Raw genomic sequence first — 20513 nt, 5'->3', positions numbered from 1 at the left:
CTCCGCCGCCGGCTGCGCCGACACAGCCCGGCACGCCTCCGCCACCCGCTGCCCAAACTCAACCGGGTGCACCGGCTCCGGCTGCGCGAACCAGAAACGGCGCTTCGCCGCCGCCGGCCGCCGCAGGCGCCCCGCCGGCACCGTCAGCCCAAACGCCGCCGCCGCCCACTCAGGCGCCCGCCGGTTTGGCCGGTCGCGCCGCCGTGCAGGTTGGAGGATCGGCTGCAGCGCCGCCGCCGCCACCGACACAACCGCGCTCGTCCGCCGATTTCATCCGCCGCGACAACCAGGGGCCGACGCGCGGCGTCGATGATTTGCGCCGCGAACGCCGTGAGGTGCGTGATGGCAATCGCACCATCATCACCGAGGGCGATCGGACCATCGTCCGTCAAGGCGATCGCACCTTCATCCGTCACAACGAAGCCGACCGCTTCGCTGTTGATGCACGCGACGTGCGCGTGTCACGACGCGGCGAAGATACGGTGAGCATCATCGTGCGGCCCGACGGCTCGCAGATTGTCACAACGACCGACCGCCAAGGCCGGCTGCTGCGCCGCGTTCGCCGCAATGACGGTCGCGACGTCGTGATCATCGACAATCGCTATACCGGCCCACGGCAGAGCTTCTTCGTCGACGTGCCGCCGCCGCGCTGGCAAGGCCCGCGCGAGCGTTACATCCTCGACGGCGACAACGCTTCGCGCGACGCCATCTTCACGATCTTCGAGGCGCCACCGATCCAGCGCATCGATCGTCGTTATACGCTCGAGGAGGTGCGCTACAGCGAGCCGCTGCGGGCTTACATGCCACGCGTCGATCTCGATGTGCACTTCGAGACCGGCTCTTGGCAATTGGGGCCTGAGCAGGTTAGCCGGCTGGCCGAGATCGCCGACGGCATCAAGCGGGCTGTGTCGCGTAACCCCCGCGAGGTGTTCCTGATTGAAGGTCATACCGATGCCGTAGGCGAGCCGGAAGACAACCTGTCCCTGTCCGACCGCCGCGCCGAAGCGGTGGCGGTGGCGCTCACTCAGCAATTCCAGGTGCCGCCGGAAAATCTGGTGACCCAGGGCTATGGCGAGCAATACCTCAAGGTGCAAACCGACGGCCCGTCCCTTGAAAACCGGCGCGTTGCGGTCCGCCGCATTACGCCGCTGATCGACCAGCAGGCAAATCGCTGATCTTTCAGGATTTCTGAGCCAAGCAGACAGCCCCCGGGTGCAATCCCGGGGGCTGTTTTTATGAGGGGTCCATATCTCGTCAAAACGACGGGAACTTTCAGCCCTTTGTTCCGTTGACAGGCGCGTCGGAACTAAGGCGGACGGCCTCACGGCCGTGAGGCAACAAACGTTTCCAAGGAGATCGCGCGATGTCTATCGGTACCATCATATTGATTATTCTGGTCATCGCCCTGCTCGGCGGCTTTTCCGGCATCGGCGGCGGTCCATTCTACGGCACCGGTTATTACGGCGGCGGTGGCTTGGGCCTCGTGATTATCGTGCTGCTGGTCCTGCTCCTGATGGGGCGGCTATAGTCAGAGCAATACCTTCCAAATTGAAGCCGGCGCATGCGGATCGCATGCGCCGGTTTTTTTTCATTCGGATAGCGGCGAAAGTTACTTCTTGTTGTAGGCGGCGAGGATCGCTTCGCCGTCGGCGCCGGCCTTCTTCTTCCAGTCGGCAGTGAGCTGCTCGCCAATCTTCTTCAGGCTCGCCTTAAGCGCATCGCTCGGCGGCATGACCTTCATGCCCTTGGCCTTGAGCTGATCGAGATACCAGCCGGCCTTCTCTTCCCACATCTTCCAGCCACGGGCTTCGGCAGTCGCCGCGGCCTTCAGCACGGCTTCCTGCGTCGGTTTGTCGAGCGAGTCGAACGCCGCCTTGTTGACGAAGGTGATGTCCTTCGGGATCCATGCCTGCACGTCGTAGAAGTTGGTCAGCGTTTCCCAGGCCTTCGAGTCGTAGCCGGTGCCGCCCGACGACATGAAGGAATTGACCACGCCGGTGGCCAGCGCCTGCGGCAGTTCCGCCGCCTGGATCGTCACCGACTGGGCGCCGACCAGCTCGCCGATCTTGGCGGTGCCGACGTTATAGGCGCGCCACTTAAGGCCCTTCATATCCTCGATCGTGTTGAGATCCTTCTTGGTGTAGATGCCCTGCGGCGCCCACGGCACAGCGAACAGAACCATCAGGCCCTGCGCCGCCAGCTTCTTCTCGATCACCGGCTTGGAGGCGAGCCACAGCTTCTTCGCATCGGCGAAGCTGGTGGCAAGGAACGGCACGACGTCGACGCCGTACACCGGATCCTCGTTTTCGTGGATCGAGATCAGCACTTCACCGGCCTGTGCCTGACCGGTCTGCACCGCGCGCTTGATGTCCGGCGCCTTGAACAGCGATGCGCCCGGGTGAACCGTAATCTCGAGCTTGCCCTTGGTGGCGTCGGAGACGTCCTTGGCGAACATCGTCAGATTGACACTGTGCGGATTGTCGGCCGGATAGGCGGCCGGCAGATTCCATTTGGTCTGCGCCGCCGCCGGCGCCACGCTGAGCGCAGCGGCCGCCAACAGGCCGAGCACGGCAGTACGGGTTATCTGTTTTGTCATTGTTGCCTCACACCTTGCTGTTGATTGATCAAATCCTAGCAGAAAACGGCCCCGCCGAAGCAAGCCCCCTCATCCGGTCGGGAAAGCCAGTCGTGGCAGAAAGAGAGCGATCTGGGGGAATTCGGTGATGATGAACACGGAGACAAGAAGCAGAATGAAGAACGGGAAAGCCGCCTTCGCCACCGTCATCGTGTCCTTGCCGCTCATGTTCTGCAGCACGAACAGGTTGAACCCGACCGGCGGGGTGATCTGCGCCATCTCGACGTGAATAACGAGGTAGATGCCGAACCAGATCAGGTCGAGGCCGGCCTGCTGCACCATCGGCAGCACCACAACCGCGGTCAAAACGATCATCGAAATACCGTCGATGAGGCAACCGAGGATGATGTACATGACCGAGAGGTACAGCGCGAGCATGCTCGGCGTCAGGTTCTGACCTTTCACCCACTCCGCCAGCGCCGCTGGAATCCCCGTATAGGCCATCGCCGCGGTGGCGAAGGCCGCACCGGCGAGAATGAACATGATCATGCATGTGAGCCGCGTCGCGCTCATGACGCTTTCGAAGAACGTCTTTCGCGTCAGCGTGCCGCTCCACCACGCCAGGATCAGCGATCCCGAGACACCCCAAGCGGCGCATTCGGTGGCGGTGGCGAATCCGAGCACCAACGCAAAGAACACGGCAAGGATCAGCACGAGACATGGAATGAGCCTGGTCGATTGCCGCAGCTTTTCGCGGAAGGGCAGCGGCGGATCTCGCGGCGGCACCTTCGACGGATTGAGCAGCGACCAGCCCATAATATAGCCCGAATACAAGACCATCACGAGCAGCCCCGGCAGGAAGCCCGCCAGGAAGACCTGCAGCACCGAGACGTTCGCGGTCACGGCATAAACCACCATCGGAATCGACGGCGGAATGAGCAGGCCGAGCGTGCCCGACCCGGCAAGCGAGCCGAGGCTCAGGCCGGGGTCGTAGCCGCGCTTCTCCAGTTCCGGCAGCGAGATCTTGCCGATGGTGGCGCAGGTCGCCGCCGACGAGCCCGAAACCGCGGCGAAGATGCCGCAGCCGATGACGTTTACATGCACGAGGCGGCCCGGCAGCCACTGCAGCCAGGGCGACAGGCCACGAAACATCTCTTCGGACAGCCGCGTGCGGAACAGGATTTCTCCCATCCAGATGAAGAGCGGCAGCGCGGCGAGGGTCCACGACGCGCTCGCACTCCACACCGTCGTCGCCAGCACCGAGCCGACCGGAACGCTGGTCGACAGGATCATCGCGATATAGCCGACGATGCCGATCGCGACCGCGATCCAGATGCCGCTGCCGAGGATGAAGATGAGCGCTACCAGCAGAACCAGCGCCAGGTCGACCAGGGGGAGCGACATCAGCCCGCCCCTCCGGATGCGACGAGCTCGACGAACTCGTCCGGCGAAGTCGGCGGCTCTTTCTCGTAACTCGGCTTGTTACCCTTGAGCACGTTGATCATCTCATCGATCAGCGCGATCGCGAGAATGATGAGACCGGCGCAATAACCGAGCTGCGGAATCCACAGCGGCACTGAAATGACACCCGTCGACATGTCATGGAAACGGAACGAGTCGTAAGTCATCCGCACTGCGAACCAGGCGAAATACAGGGTGAAGACCGTCGCGACGCTCAGCGCGATCACCTCGACCGCCCAGCGCTTCTTGCCGGTCACTTTCTCCACGACGATGCCGACGCGGATCATCTCGCCGCGCTTGAAGGTATGGGCAAGGCCGAGGAATGCCATCGCCGCCATGCACCATGAAGCGAAATCGTCGCCCGCCGGAATGTTGATGTCGAATTCGCGGCCGACCGACATGAACATCATGATGCCGAAGATCGCCACCAGGAAGAAGCCGGCGGCGTATCCCGACCACAAATAGAGTTTGTCCAATGCGACGCGGATCATGCGATCTCCATTTTGCTGATGGCCGCAGGTGCGGTTCCGGCGCAATTCGCGCAGGCGGCATCCGGTTTAGAGTTTTGATTCATCATTCGCTTGATTCTCATAGGCTCGCAGCGGCGCGCGCCGCCTGGTCGTAATGACCCGACAGCGCCCGCATCAGCGCAGCGATTTCGGACAGCCGCTTCTCGTCCATACCGGCGCTTTTCACCGATTGGACCAGCAAGGCCTCGCGGACCTTGCGATAGCGGCGAACCATCTCCTCACCCCTGGCCGTAAGACTGACGGTTTTCTCGCTCCCCTTCTTGCCGCTCACCAGAAGTTTGTACCCGTCGAGCTTCTTCAGCGAATAGGTCACGAGATGCGTATCCTCGATATTGAGGACGAGGCAAATGTCGGCGACGCGCTTGGCGCGGGCGCGATGCGCGATGGTGTGCAGGACGAGCACATCGAGTGGCGACAGGTCGGGCACGCCGGCGGCGGCCATGCAACGCACCATCCACCGCTCAAATGCGTGGTCGAGCAGGATCAATCCGAATTCGAGCTCGGACAGTACCGGCAAGGCGCCCGACGCCAGATGCGCCGACGACACGATCGGTCCCAGCGTCAAATCCGCGCCGCTCTTTGCTGACCCCTCAGCCTTCGTCATCCCAGCCCCTCGCGAGATTTGGAAAAGCGTATCGACCGCCGATAAATTGTCAACGATTTATTGACGATTTTTTTCAGCTCTGGTTTATTCGCGTCAGGCAAGGAGGGCGACATGGCTTTAAAGGCGGCGAAGAAGAAGGCTGCGAAAAAACAGGTTGCAAAGCAAGGCGCGGGCCAAAGCACAGGCCGAGCGCCCCGCGGCGCCTGGGATTTCTGGATCGATCGCGGCGGCACCTTCACCGACGTCGTCGGACGGCGGCCCGACGGCACTTTGGCCGCACACAAGCTGCTGAGCGAGAATCCCGAAGCCTATGCCGACGCGGCAGTACAAGGCATCCGCGATCTTCTCGGGCTCGGGACTGGCGAGCCGATCCCGGCCGGGCTCGTCAGTGCCGTGAAGATGGGCACCACCGTCGCCACCAATGCCCTGCTCGAGCGCAAGGGCGACCGCGTGCTTTTGCTCATCAGCAAGGGTTTCCGCGACGCGCTCAAGATCGGCTATCAGGCACGACCGAAGATCTTTGCCCGCCACATCATCAAGCCCGACATGCTGTACGAGCGCGTGGCGGAAGTCGATGAGCGCGTGCGCGCCGACGGCACCGTCGAGCAGGCGCTCGACATCGACAGCGCGCGCACCGCGCTGGAGGCGGCCAAGGCTGACGGCATCGAGGCCGTCGCCATCGTCTTCATGCATGCCTACCGCTTTCCGGAGCACGAGAAGCGCGTCGCCGAACTCGCCCGCGGCATGGGCTTTGCCCAGGTGTCGGTGAGCCATGAGGTTTCGCCGCTTATCAAGCTGGTCGGCCGCGGCGACACCACGGTCGTGGATGCCTATTTGTCGCCGATCTTGCGTCGCTATGTGGCCCGCGTCACCGACGCGCTCGACACAAAGGAGTCAGGCGCGCGGCTGATGTTCATGATGTCGTCCGGCGGGCTCACCGCGGCCGAGTTGTTCCAGGGCAAGGACGCCATTCTGTCCGGCCCCGCCGGGGGCGTGGTGTCGATGGCGGAGACCGGCAAGCAGGCCGGCTTCGACCGCCTGATCGGCTTCGACATGGGCGGCACCTCGACCGACGTGTCGCACTTCGATGGTGAGTACGAGCGAACCTTCGAGACCGAAGTCGCCGGTGTGCGCATGCGCGCGCCAATGATGCTCATTCACACCGTCGCCGCGGGCGGCGGCTCGATCCTGCACTACGACGGCGCGCGCTTCCGCGTCGGCCCGGATTCCGCGGGCGCGAATCCGGGCCCGGCTTGCTATCGCCGCGGCGGCCCGCTCGCCGTTACCGATGCCAACGTGATGGCCGGCAAGCTCATTCCCGACTTCTTCCCGAAGATCTTCGGCCCACAGCAGGACCAGCCGCTCGACGCCGAGGCGGTGAAATCTGCCTTCGCCGTCATGGCCAAGGATGTCGGCGACAAATCCGCGGAAGAGATTGCCGACGGTTTCATCAAGATCGCTGTCGAGAACATGGCCAATGCCATCAAGAAAATCTCGGTGCAGCGCGGCTACGATGTCACCCGCTATGCCCTGAACTGTTTCGGCGGCGCCGGCGGCCAGCACGCCTGCCTGGTAGCCGATGCGCTCGGCATGACCAAGGTGCTGATCCATCCGTTCTCGTCGCTACTGTCCGCCTACGGCATGGGGCTCGCCGACATTCGCGCCACGCGCGAACAGGCGATCGAACTCGGCTTCGGCGCCAAGGGCCTCGCGGCGCTGGGGCGCACGGCCAAGCGCCTCGGCAAGGAAGCCATGGCCGAAGTCGCCGGCCAGGGCGTCGCCAAGGCAAAGCTGATCGTGCGTGCGCATATCCGCTACGCCGGCACCGACACCGCGCTGGTGGTGACGGCTGGTACCCTGCCCGCCATGCAGCGCGCGTTCGAGAAGGCACACAAGGCGCGCTTCGGCTTCATCGACCGCAACAAGGAGATGGTGATCGAAGCCGTTTCGGTCGAAGCCGTCGGCGGCGGCGCCAAGTTCAACGAGAAAGCGGCGCGGCGCTCGGCGGCGGCGCTGCCGAAGCCGGCGAAGAAGACGCGGTTCTTCTCGCAAGGCGAATGGCACCAGGCCAATGTCTATACCCGCGACCAGTTGAAGATCGGCGCCAAGGTCAAGGGCGCGGCGATCATCATCGAGCCGCACCAGACCATTGTCGTCGAGCCCGGCTGGCAGGCCGAACTGACGGCGAAGAACCACCTCGTGCTCGCGCGCATCAAGAAACTGAAGCGCGTCGCCGCGATCGGCACCCATGCCGACCCGATCATGCTCGAGGTCTTCAACAACCTGTTCATGTCGATCGCCGAGCAGATGGGCGTGTCGCTGCAGAACACCGCCTATTCGGTGAACATCAAGGAGCGGCTCGACTTCTCCTGCGCGGTGTTCGCAGCCGACGGCACGCTGGTCGCCAACGCGCCGCATATGCCGGTGCATTTGGGCTCGATGGACCGCTCGGTCGAGACCGTCATCCGCGACAACAAGGGCAAGATCGCGCCCGGCGACGTCTACGCCATCAACGCGCCCTATAACGGCGGCACGCATTTGCCGGATATCACCGTCTGCACGCCGGTGTTCGACGACAAGAAGAAGAACATCCTGTTCTGGGTCGCCTCGCGCGGCCATCACGCCGATGTCGGCGGCATCTCGCCTGGCTCGATGTCGCCGAACGCGACCACGATCGAGCAGGAAGGCGTCTACATGGACAACTTCAAGCTGGTCGATCGCGGCAAGTTCCGCGAGAAGGAGCTGATGGCGGCGCTCACCGGCGCGAAGTATCCGGCGCGCAATCCGATCCAGAACATCAACGACATGAAGGCGCAGATTGCCGCCAACGAGAAGGGCGTCGCCGAACTGCGCAAGATGGTGACGCAGTTCACGCTGCCGGTGGTCAAGGCCTACATGCAGCACGTGCAGGACAATGCCGCCGAGAGCGTGCGTCGCGTCATCGATCGCCTGCACGATTCCGAATACAGCTACGAGATGGACCAGGGCACCGCGATCAAGGTCAAGATCACGGTGGACAAGAAGAAGCGCGAGGCCACCGTCGATTTCACCGGCACCTCGGCGCAGCAGCCGACCAACTTCAACGCGCCGGAGCCGGTGACGCGCGCGGCCGTGCTCTACGTGTTCCGCGTCATGGTCGATGACGACATCCCGATGAATGCCGGCTGCCTGCGGCCGATCAACATCGTCATTCCGAAGCAGACGATGCTGACACCGGAATATCCGGCCGCGGTCGTCGCCGGCAATGTCGAGGTCTCACAGGCGGTGACCAACACCTTGTTCCTCGCGCTCGGCGCGCTGTCGGCGGCGCAAGGCACGATGAACAACCTCAACTTCGGCAACGCCAAGTATCAGTACTACGAGACGATCTGCTCTGGCTCGCCGGCCGGCCCCGGCTTCAACGGCACCGACGCCGTGCACACGCACATGACCAATACGCGGCTGACCGATCCGGAAATTCTCGAGTTCAGATATCCGGTCCTGCTCGAGGACTTCCACATCCGCAAGAACTCCGGCGGTAAGGGCCAGTATCACGCCGGGGACGGCATCCGCCGCACCATCCGCTTCCTCGAGAAGATGGAATGCACCATCCTCTCCGGCCATCGCCGCGTCCCGCCACCCGGCTTGGCCGGCGGCGAGGCCGGTCAGGTCGGCGAGAACTGGGCGCGCCGCAAGGACGGGACGATGGAGCGGCTCAAAGGCTGCGACGACACCACCATCGACGCCGGCGAAGCGGTGATCATCCAGACGCCGACCGCGGGCGGATACGGGAAGGCCAAATAAACGAAACGGCCCGCGATTTCGCGGGCCGTTCTCTTTCGATGGCGGCGCCGAAGGTTACGCCCTCACCTCCTGCCGCTGGAACGCGACATAGCCGCCGACGAACAGGAGGATGCTCGCGGCGATCAGGCCGACAATCTGCGGCCAGGCCACCATGACGCTGCTCCACAGCGACAAGGGCGAACCCATCACCGCGCCCTCCAATTGGCTGACGTAAACCGGACCGAGCGTTCGCGTCGCCGGATGCAGTATCGCCATCACCGCCTCGCCGTACAGCGTCGATGGTGACAGCCGCGCCAGCGACTGTGCGGCGATCACCAAGGTTGCTTCGTCATTGCTCGGCACGAACGCCGTGACGATCGCCGGCGACAGCGCCGGCCAGATCAGCGTGATGAACAGCCAGAAGCCGAGCGTCACCAAGGCTGCCGTCGCCGCGGAGCGGAACAGTATCGAGGCCAGCATGGCGAGCGCCAGCCACACGCCGGCGTAGGCGATCGTCACCAGCAGGAAGATGAAGGCGCGCGCCATCTCCTCGGCGCCCGGCGGCACGCCGAGCATGATCAACCCGAGGCCGATGGTGATCAGCCACAGCACGATCAGGCTCACCGACAAGGTCGCCAGCCCGGCGAGGAATTTGCCGAACAGCAACGCGTCGCGATAGATCGGCTGCGACAGGATACGCGACAGCGTGCGGCGCGAGTGCTCGCCATTCACCGCATCGAAGCCGAGGCCGATCGCCATCAGCGGCACCAGAAAGCCGAGGAAGGCGGTGAACGACGGCAACGGTTCGCGCGCCGTCGTGAACAGGCGCAGGAACAGGAACGGATCTTCCGCCGTCACGTCGCGCACCTGGGTGATCGCGGCATAGACCGCCGCCAGCGCCACCAGCACCACCAGCCATTCCAGCACGCGCATTCGCGCGCTGGTCATGTGGTCGGACAACTCCTTGAGCGTCACGACGCCGAGGCCGCGCAGGGCCGAACCTTCACGCCGCATGCGGCACCTCCCGGGGATTGTCGTGGCTCTGGAAGTAGCGCGTATAGATCGTCTCCAGGCTCGGCCGGTCGAGCGACAGTTGCGTCAGCCGCCCCTTCCCCGCCACCACTTCAGCGGCGGCTTCGGCGCGCAGGTCGCGGTCGCAGATCATGCGGAAGCGGCCGGGCGCCGGCTCGGTCACCTGGCGCACACCGGGCAAAGCCGCCAGACGCCTCGCCAGATGATCGCCGCCGTCGGCTTCGACCTCGACGGCAAAGCCGCCGCCGAGCACCTGAGCGCCGAGCTCACCGACCGTGCCCATCAGCGCGATACGGCCGGCGTTGAACAGCGCCACGCGATCGCAGATGCTCTGCACGCGGTCGAGCAGATGCGACGACAGCAGCACCGTCATGCCCTGAGCCTTGAAGGAGCGGATCAGATCGAGCAGTTCGAGGCTGGCCTGCGGGTCGAGCCCGTTGGTCGGCTCGTCGAGGATAGCGATGCGCGCCTCCTTCATCACGATCTCGGCGAGTCCGAGCCGCTGCCGCATGCCGCGGGAGAAGGCGCCGACCTTCTTGTTGGCGACATCCTTGAGGCCGACGCGCTCAAGCGCAGCGGCGATCTTGCCGGCACGCTCGGCCTTCGCAATGCCGATCAGCCGCGCGGTGTAATGCAAGTTATCGGCGGCGCTGATGTTGTCGTAGAAGCCGACCGTGTCCGGCAGATAGCCGATCAGCCGTTTCACCTGCAGCGGCTCGCGCATCGGATCGTGGCCGAAGACGCGCGCCGTGCCGGCGCTGATGTCGCTCAGGCCGAGCAGCATGAGGATGGTCGTGGTCTTGCCGGCGCCGTTCGGCCCGAGCAGACCGAAGATCTCTCCGGCATCGACGTTGAAAGTGATGCCGTCGACCGCCGTGGTCGTGTCGTAGCGCTTGGTGAGCCCGTTCACCGCGATCACCGTCTGCGCCGGCCCGGCCGAAACGGCCGATCCGGCGCGGGGCATGACGACCGCGTCCATTAGCGTCGTCCGAAACGAGCAACCGCGCCAACCATGATCAGCAGTGCTGCACCGATCAGGCCGGCCCCGGCGATGCCCCACATCGTCGAGGTGGTAACGGCGACGCGGAAATTGGCGCTGCCGGTCTCGCTATGGGCGGAGGCGTTGAGCACCGCAGCATAGTCGCCGGCGATCGCCTTGGCCGGCGGCGTGATCAGCGCCTGCACCTGCGCATGCTGGTTCGGTGCGATGCGCTCGATGCTTTTCGGCTCGAAGCTCACCTTCCAGCCGCTCGGCGCATTGCCGGACAGCTTGACGTTTTCCGCCGGCGCCGTGCCGGTGTTGCTGATCACGACCGGGATCGACGCTTCCTTGCCGGCCGTCGCGGTGGCGCTGAGCAGGCCGTCGCGTCCGGACAGCGAGAGCTTCGGCTGGCCGGTGATGTCGAGCGCGACCTCGGAAGCCGCCTTGGCGTCGTCGGCGACAACACTCACTTTGACCGGATAATGCCCGGCATCGACGGTGTCGGGCGGCGTGACCTTGAGTTTGACGTCCTTGGTCTTGCCGGCATCGACCGGGATCGCAGTCAGTTGCTGCGTGCCATAGGCTTCGGTGAACGAGGTGTCGAAATTGTTTGGCGCCTGTGCCGCGAGGCTGACCAGCAGCTTCTTGCCGCTGTCGTTCTTGATTGTGAAGGTATATTCGAAGCTCGAATGCGCATTGCCGCGCAACTCCGGCAGTTGCGACGACAGCGACAGTTTGGCCGGCAATTCCTTAGCGAGCGACACCGCGACCGGCAGCGCGATATGCGAGGTCGGACCGTCGGCGTTCACTGTAATCGTCTGCGTGCCGATCTGCGCGTCCTTCGGCACGTCGAGCCTGAGATCGATCGAAGTCGTGTCGTCCGCCGCCGGCATTGCCGCGGCGATCGGCTGACCGCCGCCGAGCAGCGTCGCGGTCCAGCCCTTCGGCACGCCGTTGACGGACAGCGCCAAACGCTCCGGCGCCATATCGTAATTATGCACCTTGATATTGATGGTAGACGTCGCGCCCGGCTGTACCGTGACAGCCGGATAGTCGCTCAGCAGATAGAGACCCTTGACGTCATGGGTGTCGGCGGCAAGTGCAGGCGCGGCGAAGGTGCACAGCGCCGCAGCGATGGCAAGCAATCGGTAATTCATGGCGAGCGATCCCAGAGCCCGGCCTTAACAAGGCCGTGCACTCGATGACGTCGCCCCCATGTGAAAGCCACGACGAACGCCGTGGCAACGATGCTCGTCTCTCGCATAAATTTGACGAAATTGGGAGACGGCTTCGCCGCATTTACGCGGCCGAACATTAAATTATCGCAATATTTCCTGGTGGCAGGATGACGCGACCGCACGTCAATTCATCGACGACGTCCGCTGCCAGCATTGTAAATGATCGGTCGCGCCGGAGCATCGCATCCCGAACTGCCGGCGATAGTTATGCGACTTCTTCCTGGTCGCGCGGCAGAACGATTTTTCCCAGCAAAGCTTCGAGACTTGCCGCCTCGAGTGGTCGTGAATAATAGAAGCCCTGTCCGAGATCGCAGGCCCATTTCCGCAGCAATGCCGCCTGTTCGGCGGTTTCGATGCCCTCGCCGGTAACGGACAGGTGCAGCGATTTGGCCATCGAAATGATGGCACGAACAATGGCCGTGTCTTCGCCGCCGCGATCGATCCCTTTGACGAATGAGCGATCGATCTTCAAGATATCGAGCGGTAGCCGGCTGAGATAGGACAGCGAAGAGTAACCTGTGCCGAAGTCATCGACCGCCAATTGAACTCCCAAGGCCTTAAGGCCTGAAAGTGCGGCGGCGGTCGTCTCCACATCGCGCATAATTGTGCCTTCGGTAATCTCAAGCTTGAGGCTGCGCGCATCAAGGCCGGTTTCCCGTAGCGTCTGCCCGACCTGCTGGACCAGATTGGGTTGCTGGAACTGGCGCGGCGAAAGGTTGACGCTGACCGTCAACGGCGGATCACGCGGAAAGTCGGCCTGCCAGGCCGCCACCTGACGGCAGGCCTCGTTCAGCACCCAGCCGCCGATCGTGACGATCAAGCCGGTCTCCTCGGCGAGCGGAATGAAAACCATTGGCGCGAGCAGGCCGCGGGTTGGATGCTCCCAGCGCAACAGCGCTTCGACCTCCGTGACCTCTCCAGTGTCGAGTCGAACGATGGGTTGATAGTGCAGACGCAGTTCATGCCGCTCGATCGCATGGCGAAGGTCATTCTCCAACACCAGTCGCGCCAGGGTATCGGTCTGCATACTGGCGTTGAACACGATATGTTGCGCTTTGCCGCGACCTTTTGCCGAATACATGGCGATGTCTGCGTCGCGCATTATTTTCTCGGCATCGTGACCTGCGTCACTGAGCGCGATTCCGATGCTTGTCGTAACGACGAATTCACGGCCCGCCAGCTTGAATGGCTTACTGAATTGCTTTTCGACACGTTCGGCCACAAGAACCGCGTCAACTTCGCTTGAGACGTGTTCCAGAAGAATAACAAACTCATCGCCCCCTAACCGGGCCACAGTGCTCTCCTCCCGAACGCAGGAGCGCAGGCGCGTTGCGGCCTGGGTAAGCAGTTCATCGCCAACTCGATGGCCCAGGCTGTCATTTATGGCTTTGAAATTATCCAGATCCAGGAAGAGCACGCCAATTTTCGTTTTTAGTCGACTGGCACGGGAAAGAGTCTGCTCAATGCGGTCGCGCAGCAGCACTCGGTTCGGCAGCAGCGTCAGCGAATCATAAAGTGCCTGTCGGGTAAGCTGCGTTTCGAACGCCTTGCGTTCGGTAACGTCGCGGGCCGTGGCGACCAGCCCCAGCACGGCCGGATCGGCCAACATATTCGTCAGCGTGACTTCGCTCTCGGCCCAGACCCCGCCGGCATTTCGGAGGCGAAGCTCCGCGCTTCTTGTCGCCCCCGGCGAGCCACACAGTTGTCCGAAGAAATCCCGCCAAGCGGCATGGTCGTCTGGATGGACCAGTTCCGCGATCGGAGTGTCGAGAAGCGCACCAACGGCATAACCCCATGCACTTTGGGCCGTCGGCCCTTCGTAGGTGATTATGCCATCGGCGGCGCAGATCATTACGACGTCGGAAGAGCTGTGAACCAGGGCACGAAAGCGCCTCTCGCGGCGTGCAATGGCCGCGGTTTCGTTCGTCATGGCGAGAATAGCCTGTTTCCTGTAGGCCTGCAGCGCCCGCCAAAACAGAACCAACAAGCCAAGACCGACAATGAACACGATCGGGGTGGCAATGAGAACGCTTGCCTGAACAGTCGCGAGCTTGTTGAGATTATTCTCGGCCAGCGCGCGGTGAGTGTTCGCAGCGCCGTCAATCCGGGTCTCGATATCGGCGAATGAGGGATCAACCTCTTCGCCATCGATTTTGGTTGCGAGCTCGATGTTGCCGGCATCAACCGCGGCAAACATGTGCTCGATTGCCGACAAATATTGCCGGTGAGTAGTAAGGACCGAGTCTACCAGCGCGCGGTCGGCAGCATCGCCAAGGTCGTGCGCTTGGCCGAGCGCCGAGACCAATGAAGAGGCAGCCGTGGCGTGCCGGCCGCGGACTTCGGGACTCGGCTCCAGCCGATACTTGCGCTCCAGCGATTCTTCGGCGCCGACGTCGTAGCGGGCACCATTGAATATGTCGCTCAGGCTGCTGGCCTGTTTCGCGGCCGAACCTACCTGATAAGTCAAAAGCGCGGACAGCAGGGCAAAGGCGAGCAACAAGACGAGAACAATCGCCAAACCAATCGGCGCGAGACGGCCGACCGGAGAAGTCTGCCCGCGTGTCAGGCTTCCTTCGGCCGGGACGACGCGCCAAGCCACGTCAGCGGTTGTTTTAACGTTCACACTGTAACCCCTTGCAGCAGGCCATCCACATTAGGTGGGGCTGCATGACGACTATTGTCAGTTGCGGTACGATTGTCCGTCGAGCACGCATCGCTTGCCGAGCAGTCGCCTCAGGCCTCGCGACTAGTCTTCGAATCGAATGCGCGGCTCGTCATAGCCCGTTGAGTCATCACACGGATTAGCCGTGCGGCGGTCTCGCTAAATGTGTAATTACGAGCAATTCGGAGAAAGGATCGGCAATATGAAGCGGCTAACAATAAACTAACAAACAACGAAATCGCGCAAACAGGTCAATTGGCGTGAGGCCATGTGCGCTGTGAACGGGTGGACCGGGAGCTTTGTTCCATCTCTCAATTTGCGCCAGGACGGATGTACCTCCGCGGACCGAAGACCAGAGACCTGCTTCAGCTTGAGCAGGTGCCACAAACGGCCGAACTGCACTGGCTTCTCACCTGCTACGTGGGTCGCGGAAGACCTGCGCCACGTAGCAGCCAGTCGATTAATCGCTAATGCCCGCCGCCGCCACCGCCGGCCGCCTGCGGTTTGCGCATGAAGATGCCCATCGCCGCCAGCATCACGAACATGACGGTGAGCATCCAGAACACGTCGGCGAAGCTCATCACCAGCGCCTGTTGGCGCACCATCATCGACACCTGCTTGAGTGCCTGCAGCGCACCGTCCGAGCCGCCGAATTTCTGCGTCAACTGATCGAGCGTCTCGGTCGCCGCAACGCTGGCGCCGTTGACTGCTTCGTGCAGGCGCACGAGGTGCAGGTCCATGCGGTCGTTGAGCAGCGTGTTGATGACGGCAAGCCCGATGGCGCCGCCGAGATTGCGCGTCAGGTTGAACAGGCCCGACGCGTTCTTGAGCCGCGCCGGGTCGAGCGTGCCGAGCGCAGTGTTGGTCACCGGCACCATCGCCGCCATCAGGCCGACGCCGCGGAAAATCTGCGGCCACAGCAGTTCGTAGAAGTCCCAGTCCTTGGTCAGGCCGGTCATCTGCCAGGTGCCGATGGCAAACAGCAGGAAGCCGGTGATCAGGATGTAGCGCGGATCGACGCGCTGGGTGAGCTGGCCGACCACCGGCGCGGTCATGAACATGGCGACGCCGGAGACAAACATGGTCTCGCCGATCATCAGCGCGTTATAGCCGCGCACCTGCGCCAGATAGACCGGATAGAGATAGGTCAGGCCGTAAAGGCCGATGCCGAGTACGAACGAGAACAGGCTGCCGACTGCGAAGTTTCGATTGGTGAAGGCACGCAGATCGACGATCGGGTTCTTCGCCATCAGCGATCGCGCGAAGAAGGCAATGGCACAGCCGACCGACAGCACCGCCAGCATCAGGATGGCGTCCTCGTCGAACCATCCCTTGCGCGGCCCCTCCTCTAGCACATATTCGGCAGCGCCGAGGAAGCCGGCCATCGAAAGGAGGCCCCACCAGTCGAAGCGGTTGAGCAACGAGTAATCCGGCTTGTCGATGTCGATCAGCATCCAGGCCAGCAGCGACACGGCGATGCCGGGCACGATGTTGATGAAGAACAGCCAGTGCCACGACATCGCTTCGGTGACGTAACCTCCGACGGTCGGGCCGATCGTGGGGGCAAGGGTTGCGATCAGCCCGACCACCGGAGCCACCATCTTCTGCCGGGGACCGGGGAAGATGATGTAGGCGGCAGCAAAAACGGTGGGGATCATTCCGCCACCGATGAAACCTTGAAGCGCGCGCCACAGGATCATGCTGTTGATCGAGGACGACAGGCCGCACATCACGCTGGCCAAAGTGAAGCCGGCGGCGGCAACCGTGAACAGCACGCGGGTGCCGAGCGCGCGCGACAGATAGCCCGAGAGCGGGATCGCGATCACTTCCGCGATCAGATACGAGGTCTGCACCCACGGGATTTCGTCGGCGGACGCCGACAGGCCGGCCTGGATTTCGCTCAGCGATGCCGAGACGATCTGGATGTCGAGGATCGCCATGAACATGCCGAAGCACATCACGACGAAGCCCAGCAGCCGCCTGCGGGCGGCGAGAGATTCCGCGCTTCCGGCACCGCCTGTCGGGGAACGGGCGGCGACCGGAAGCGCGTCGTTGGCGGTAAGCGTACTCATGATACGCTTCGCTTACCGCCGGAGAGACTGGTCGATCTGTGCGGACCGGGTAGCGGCCGTCGCGGCTTGCGCCGCGAACCAGGAGCCACCGTCCGCGACGGACGAATTCGAGGCCGACTTGGTATTGACGCTCACCACCACCGACATGCCGGGACGCAGCAGCTTGCGGTTGGCGACGTCGGCCGGCACCTTGATGCGCACGGGAATGCGCTGAACGATCTTGGTGAAGTTGCCGGTGGCGTTGTCGGGCGGCAGCAGCGAGAACACCGAGCCCGAGGCCGGCGACATGCTTTCCACCTGGCCCCTGATATCGTGTTCAGGCAGCGCATCGACGCTGACTTCGACCGGCTGGCCCGGGCGCAGACGCGTCAGTTGCGTCTCCTTGAAGTTGGCGTCGATATAGACATCGTCGAGCGGCACCAGGCTGGCGAAGCGCTGGCCGGTCTGCATGAAGTCGCCAATCTTGGCGGCGCGGTTGCCGATGACGCCGTCGATCGGCGCGCGAATTTCGGTGAAGCTCAGGTCGCGTTCGGCCTTGGCCTGCGCGGTCTTGAGTTCGTTGAGCGTGCGCGAAGCCTCGAGCTGCTGCGCCTTGAGCACATCAACATTGGCGAGAGCGGCCAGGACCTGCGCCTTACCGGCCGCGACGGCGGCAACGGTCTGATCCCGATTCGACTCGGCCTGCTCCAGGGTCTGCTGGCTGGCGAAGGCATTGCCGGCAAGCTTCTGCTGGCGCGCGAGTTCGAGTTCGGCGCGCTTGGCTTGCGCCTCCGCCGATACCAACTGCGCCTGCGCCTGCGTGACAAGCGCCTGCTGCGCGTCGATCTGCCGGCCGATGCGTTCGACCGTGGCATCCTGCGTGGCAACCTTGTCGCGCGCGGCATCGACCGCGAGACGGTAGTCGCCGTTGTCGATGCGGGCGATCACGTCGCCGGCGTGCACGTAGGCATTGTCGTCGACCGCGATCGACGAGACGTAACCGGAAACCTTGGCGGCGAGCGTGGTCGCATCGGCCCGCACATAGGCATCGTCGGTCGAAACCAGATAGCGGCCGATGGCCACGTAATTGTAGCCGGTCCAGAGCGCCGCGACGGCGACGACGGCGCCGACGCCCATGAGCACGCGCTTGCGGTTCGCCTTGACCACCGCGCCGAGGCCGCCTTTGGCTGCAGGCTGCCCTGGCTTGCCGTCCTCCTTGCCGCTTTCCTTGCCGCTTTCCTTGGCGGTAGCCGCGTGCCCCGCGGCGTCGCCCGCCGGCATGGCCGGGGCGGCCTGGTCCGGGGTCACGACGCTGAGCCGGGACCCGTCGGAGTTCTTGGCGCGCTGCAACATAGAATGGCTCCAAATGACCGAACCGTTCGGTCAACGTCGGAAATACGCCGGTATCCGTCACCTGTCAAGATTGACCGAACGGTTCGGTCATTGATTCTTTCGATGGATTGCGCCATATAAAATTCTGTGGGCAACGAGCGGATTCGTCGGGGGACAACCCGCCCGGAACCCAGCAAACGACTGACGTGACGATAGAATTCGTCTCGGGGAGTACGGTGATGAGTGAATTTCAGGCCACCAGCCTGCTGGACCGTCCAAGCGACAACGCTGATGACAGCGCCAAGAGGCGCCAGATTCTCGATGGTGCCCGCCAGGTCTTCCTGGAGCGCGGCTTCGATGCCGCCAGCATGATGGACATCGCCAAGGCGGCCGGCGTCTCCAAGGGCACGCTCTACGTCTACTTCAAGGACAAGGACGACCTGTTCGACGGCATGGTGCGCGGCGAGTGCATCATGCAGCTCGACGGCGTGTTCGACTTCGACCACGACGACCACGACGTCGAGGCCGTGCTGCTCCGCCGCGGCAAGGCCTTCGTCAAGGCGCTCGGCAATCCGCAGCGCCTGTCGTCATGGCGCACCGTGATTGCAGTCGCCGAGCGCATGCCGGAAGTCGGGCGCAAGCTGTATGAGTCCGGCCCGGCCCGCGGCGTTGCCAGTCTTGCCGCCTATCTCAAGGCGCAGACCGAAGCTGGCGTCCTCGCCATCGACGACCATGAGATCGCGGCGGCGCAATTCATCGAGACCTGCCACGCCACCATGCTAAAGCCGATGCTGTTCAACTTCGGCCCACCGCCGACGGACGAGCGCATCGCCTATGTCGTCGGCATTGCCGTGCGCACGTTCCTGAGGGCGTACAAGGTTCGTTAATCATAGCGCGCCGGGTTTTTTTGAAACCACCGGCGCCGTCGTCGTGTTAGACAGGCGCATGGCCGGATCATTCAGACGCGTCGCTGCCCTCGCCGCTTTCGTTCTGGCGGCCACGCCGGCCTTTGCCGACAATTACCCGATTTCCGGCCGCTGGGGCGTCAGCACCTCGTCCGCACCTGGCCCGGTCGACTGCGCCCAACTGCGCGTCATCACGTTCAACGGCAATCAGCGCACCGATACCGGCAGCGGCGTGCCGACCTACCGGAACCGCACCGTGAGGCCGAACGGCACGACCGAGTTCAGCGTCGTTGATGTCTTCACCACCGGGCAGATCAGCAACGCGCACACGAGCTACACTCTCAAGCTCATCGACGCCGACCGCGTCGACATGAACCAGCAGCGCGGCGGTTTGGTGAAGCTCAGGAAGTGCAAATAACTCCCACTGCCGTCCCCGCGAAGACGCAGGGACTCATATCCATTTTGCTGTCGATGGCGCGGTGGCTATAGGGCCCGGGTCTCGCTGACGCTCGCCCGGGAGACGCTATCTAATTCCTTGCGATGATCTCGTGTTCTCCGCGATATACCGCCATCGCGTGCGGCGCGGAACCTGCCTTGCGCCGCGCGAGAAAGAGCGGCCGGCGGCGCTTGAGCCCGCTGTGACGGCGGCGGCGCGGACGCACCTTCGTCGCCCTCACCTCGCCGATCCGGCGCCAGCCATCCTTGTTGTCGTTGACCAGCATCGGCAGGCCGAGCACGTCGCTCCAGTTCTGCCACTCGGTCATGACCCCACCGCCGTGCTCGGACGCATAGAGCACGACCGTCAGCCCGGGATCCTTGTGCTCGAGCGTGATTTCGGCTGTTCCGTCGCCGCCATGCGGGCCACGGATCAGTTTGAGCGCGACCCCTTCATAGGCCGCGATCGGCATGTTGAGAGCCATCACCATACCGGACAGCGATCGCCGCACGACCACGCGCTCAGGATAAATCTCGACTACCCGCACCCCAGCCGTGCCGTCGCTTGTCGCGAACGTCACCGGTAGGGCGAACGGGTCGAGCCGCTCCTGACGGCTCGACCCGGCGGGACCCCCGCCACTTCGCATATTTGACGCCTCAAACTCTCCCAGCGTCGGGCTTATTGCCCGTATCGCTTGAGGCCCACTTTGCCGCACGAACGTCCGAAACCCCTTAAATTTCGCGGTTAATCGGCGTTAGCACTCTGGGGATTGCGGCTCATGCTTGACGCCGCGTTGCCGACCATGATTGACGAGGTGTTGATGTGGGCGGCACAAATCGAGCCAATAGAGTTGCACCGGACCGGCGCAAGCGCCATCTGAAGCCTGTCCATCGTTCCCGGGCGGGCGCTTTAGCGCTGGCCCCGGAATCCGGATACAAACGAG

Annotated in this window: 16 protein-coding genes; 5 read left to right on the top strand and 11 right to left on the bottom strand. The window is 63.4% G+C overall.

All coding sequences use genetic code 11. From position 1 onward, the window contains the following. The first annotated feature begins 185 nt into the window (after nucleotides 1-185). Entirely contained in the window at nucleotides 186-1175 is a 990-nt protein-coding gene (locus ASD45_RS24200; RefSeq protein WP_348271212.1) for an OmpA family protein, read from the top strand. Between the two features lie 188 nt (nucleotides 1176-1363). Further along, complete coding sequence (locus ASD45_RS22910) at nucleotides 1364-1528, top strand: DUF3309 family protein (RefSeq protein WP_082540617.1); 165 nt, start codon at nucleotides 1364-1366, stop codon at nucleotides 1526-1528. Between the two features lie 81 nt (nucleotides 1529-1609). On the opposite strand, the gene ASD45_RS03420 is transcribed toward ASD45_RS22910, so the two are convergent. The 4 genes from ASD45_RS03420 to ASD45_RS03405 all read right to left on the bottom strand — a co-directional run bounded on the left by ASD45_RS03420 (nucleotide 1610) and on the right by ASD45_RS03405 (nucleotide 5170). Further along, nucleotides 1610-2596, bottom strand: coding sequence for a TRAP transporter substrate-binding protein (locus tag ASD45_RS03420; RefSeq protein WP_056910202.1), 987 nt, complete (start codon nucleotides 2594-2596; stop codon nucleotides 1610-1612). A 69-nt stretch (nucleotides 2597-2665) separates the two neighbouring features. Next, nucleotides 2666-3982 (bottom strand): TRAP transporter large permease subunit, encoded by a 1317-nt coding sequence (locus ASD45_RS03415; protein ID WP_200949718.1) that lies wholly within the window; start codon nucleotides 3980-3982, stop codon nucleotides 2666-2668. After that, nucleotides 3979-4527 (bottom strand): TRAP transporter small permease, encoded by a 549-nt coding sequence (locus ASD45_RS03410; RefSeq protein ID WP_056910200.1) that lies wholly within the window; start codon nucleotides 4525-4527, stop codon nucleotides 3979-3981. Before ASD45_RS03410 ends, ASD45_RS03415 begins: the two co-directional genes overlap by 4 nt. A gap of 97 nt (nucleotides 4528-4624) precedes the next feature. Beyond that, a complete protein-coding gene (locus ASD45_RS03405) occupies nucleotides 4625-5170 on the bottom strand; it encodes a winged helix DNA-binding protein (RefSeq protein ID WP_056910199.1) in 546 nt (181 codons plus the stop codon). 111 nt (nucleotides 5171-5281) lie between these two features. On the opposite strand from ASD45_RS03405, the gene ASD45_RS03400 reads away from it, so the two are divergent. Further along, nucleotides 5282-8953 carry a hydantoinase B/oxoprolinase family protein gene (locus ASD45_RS03400; RefSeq protein ID WP_082540916.1) on the top strand — a complete coding sequence of 1224 codons (3672 nt, stop codon included), beginning with the start codon at nucleotides 5282-5284 and terminating at the stop codon, nucleotides 8951-8953. A gap of 54 nt (nucleotides 8954-9007) precedes the next feature. Here ASD45_RS03400 and ASD45_RS03395 read toward each other — a convergent pair whose 3' ends face one another. The 6 genes from ASD45_RS03395 to ASD45_RS03370 all read right to left on the bottom strand — a co-directional run bounded on the left by ASD45_RS03395 (nucleotide 9008) and on the right by ASD45_RS03370 (nucleotide 18250). Beyond that, nucleotides 9008-9946 carry an ABC transporter permease gene (locus ASD45_RS03395; RefSeq protein ID WP_056910198.1) on the bottom strand — a complete coding sequence of 313 codons (939 nt, stop codon included), beginning with the start codon at nucleotides 9944-9946 and terminating at the stop codon, nucleotides 9008-9010. Beyond that, nucleotides 9936-10943 (bottom strand): ABC transporter ATP-binding protein, encoded by a 1008-nt coding sequence (locus tag ASD45_RS03390; protein ID WP_244485186.1) that lies wholly within the window; start codon nucleotides 10941-10943, stop codon nucleotides 9936-9938. Before ASD45_RS03390 ends, ASD45_RS03395 begins: the two co-directional genes overlap by 11 nt. Further along, entirely contained in the window at nucleotides 10943-12103 is a 1161-nt protein-coding gene (locus ASD45_RS03385) for an NEW3 domain-containing protein (RefSeq protein WP_056910197.1), read from the bottom strand. The genes ASD45_RS03390 and ASD45_RS03385 overlap by 1 nt, the downstream gene beginning before the upstream one ends. A 286-nt stretch (nucleotides 12104-12389) precedes the next feature. Beyond that, nucleotides 12390-14807, bottom strand: coding sequence for an EAL domain-containing protein (locus ASD45_RS03380; RefSeq protein ID WP_156380696.1), 2418 nt, complete (start codon nucleotides 14805-14807; stop codon nucleotides 12390-12392). A gap of 506 nt (nucleotides 14808-15313) precedes the next feature. Further along, entirely contained in the window at nucleotides 15314-16918 is a 1605-nt protein-coding gene (locus ASD45_RS03375; protein WP_056910195.1) for a DHA2 family efflux MFS transporter permease subunit, read from the bottom strand. 12 nt (nucleotides 16919-16930) lie between these two features. Beyond that, nucleotides 16931-18250, bottom strand: a complete 1320-nt coding sequence (locus ASD45_RS03370) for an HlyD family secretion protein (RefSeq protein WP_056910194.1) — start codon at nucleotides 18248-18250, stop codon at nucleotides 16931-16933. Nucleotides 18251-18468: 218 nt separating this feature from the next. On the opposite strand from ASD45_RS03370, the gene ASD45_RS03365 reads away from it, so the two are divergent. Both ASD45_RS03365 and ASD45_RS03360 read left to right on the top strand, forming a co-directional pair. Then, on the top strand, nucleotides 18469-19116 hold the full coding sequence (locus tag ASD45_RS03365; RefSeq protein ID WP_056910193.1) for a TetR/AcrR family transcriptional regulator: 648 nt from the start codon (nucleotides 18469-18471) through the stop codon (nucleotides 19114-19116). A gap of 58 nt (nucleotides 19117-19174) precedes the next feature. Continuing rightward, nucleotides 19175-19552, top strand: coding sequence for a hypothetical protein (locus tag ASD45_RS03360; protein ID WP_056910192.1), 378 nt, complete (start codon nucleotides 19175-19177; stop codon nucleotides 19550-19552). A gap of 109 nt (nucleotides 19553-19661) precedes the next feature. Here ASD45_RS03360 and ASD45_RS03355 read toward each other — a convergent pair whose 3' ends face one another. Next, nucleotides 19662-20216, bottom strand: a complete 555-nt coding sequence (locus ASD45_RS03355; protein ID WP_156380695.1) for a DUF6101 family protein — start codon at nucleotides 20214-20216, stop codon at nucleotides 19662-19664. Nucleotides 20217-20513: the final 297 nt, after the last annotated feature.

The sequence above is a fragment of the Pseudolabrys sp. Root1462 genome, assembly GCF_001426945.1.
Taxonomy (GTDB): Bacteria; Pseudomonadota; Alphaproteobacteria; order Rhizobiales; family Xanthobacteraceae; genus Pseudolabrys.
Note: the sequence above shows the minus strand (reverse complement) of the source record. Positions and strands in the feature narration are given on the sequence as shown.

Coding starts and splice junctions, on each gene's coding strand:
- ASD45_RS22910 (WP_082540617.1), top strand. CDS start 1,364: ATGTCTATCGGTACCATCATATTGATTATTCTGGTCATCGCCCTGCTC.
- ASD45_RS03420 (WP_056910202.1), bottom strand. CDS start 2,596: ATGACAAAACAGATAACCCGTACTGCCGTGCTCGGCCTGTTGGCGGCC.
- ASD45_RS03410 (WP_056910200.1), bottom strand. CDS start 4,527: ATGATCCGCGTCGCATTGGACAAACTCTATTTGTGGTCGGGATACGCC.
- ASD45_RS03405 (WP_056910199.1), bottom strand. CDS start 5,170: ATGACGAAGGCTGAGGGGTCAGCAAAGAGCGGCGCGGATTTGACGCTG.
- ASD45_RS03400 (WP_082540916.1), top strand. CDS start 5,282: ATGGCTTTAAAGGCGGCGAAGAAGAAGGCTGCGAAAAAACAGGTTGCA.
- ASD45_RS03395 (WP_056910198.1), bottom strand. CDS start 9,946: ATGCGGCGTGAAGGTTCGGCCCTGCGCGGCCTCGGCGTCGTGACGCTC.
- ASD45_RS03390 (WP_244485186.1), bottom strand. CDS start 10,943: ATGGACGCGGTCGTCATGCCCCGCGCCGGATCGGCCGTTTCGGCCGGG.
- ASD45_RS03385 (WP_056910197.1), bottom strand. CDS start 12,103: ATGAATTACCGATTGCTTGCCATCGCTGCGGCGCTGTGCACCTTCGCC.
- ASD45_RS03375 (WP_056910195.1), bottom strand. CDS start 16,918: ATGAGTACGCTTACCGCCAACGACGCGCTTCCGGTCGCCGCCCGTTCC.
- ASD45_RS03370 (WP_056910194.1), bottom strand. CDS start 18,250: ATGTTGCAGCGCGCCAAGAACTCCGACGGGTCCCGGCTCAGCGTCGTG.
- ASD45_RS03365 (WP_056910193.1), top strand. CDS start 18,469: ATGAGTGAATTTCAGGCCACCAGCCTGCTGGACCGTCCAAGCGACAAC.
- ASD45_RS03360 (WP_056910192.1), top strand. CDS start 19,175: ATGGCCGGATCATTCAGACGCGTCGCTGCCCTCGCCGCTTTCGTTCTG.
- ASD45_RS03355 (WP_156380695.1), bottom strand. CDS start 20,216: ATGCGAAGTGGCGGGGGTCCCGCCGGGTCGAGCCGTCAGGAGCGGCTC.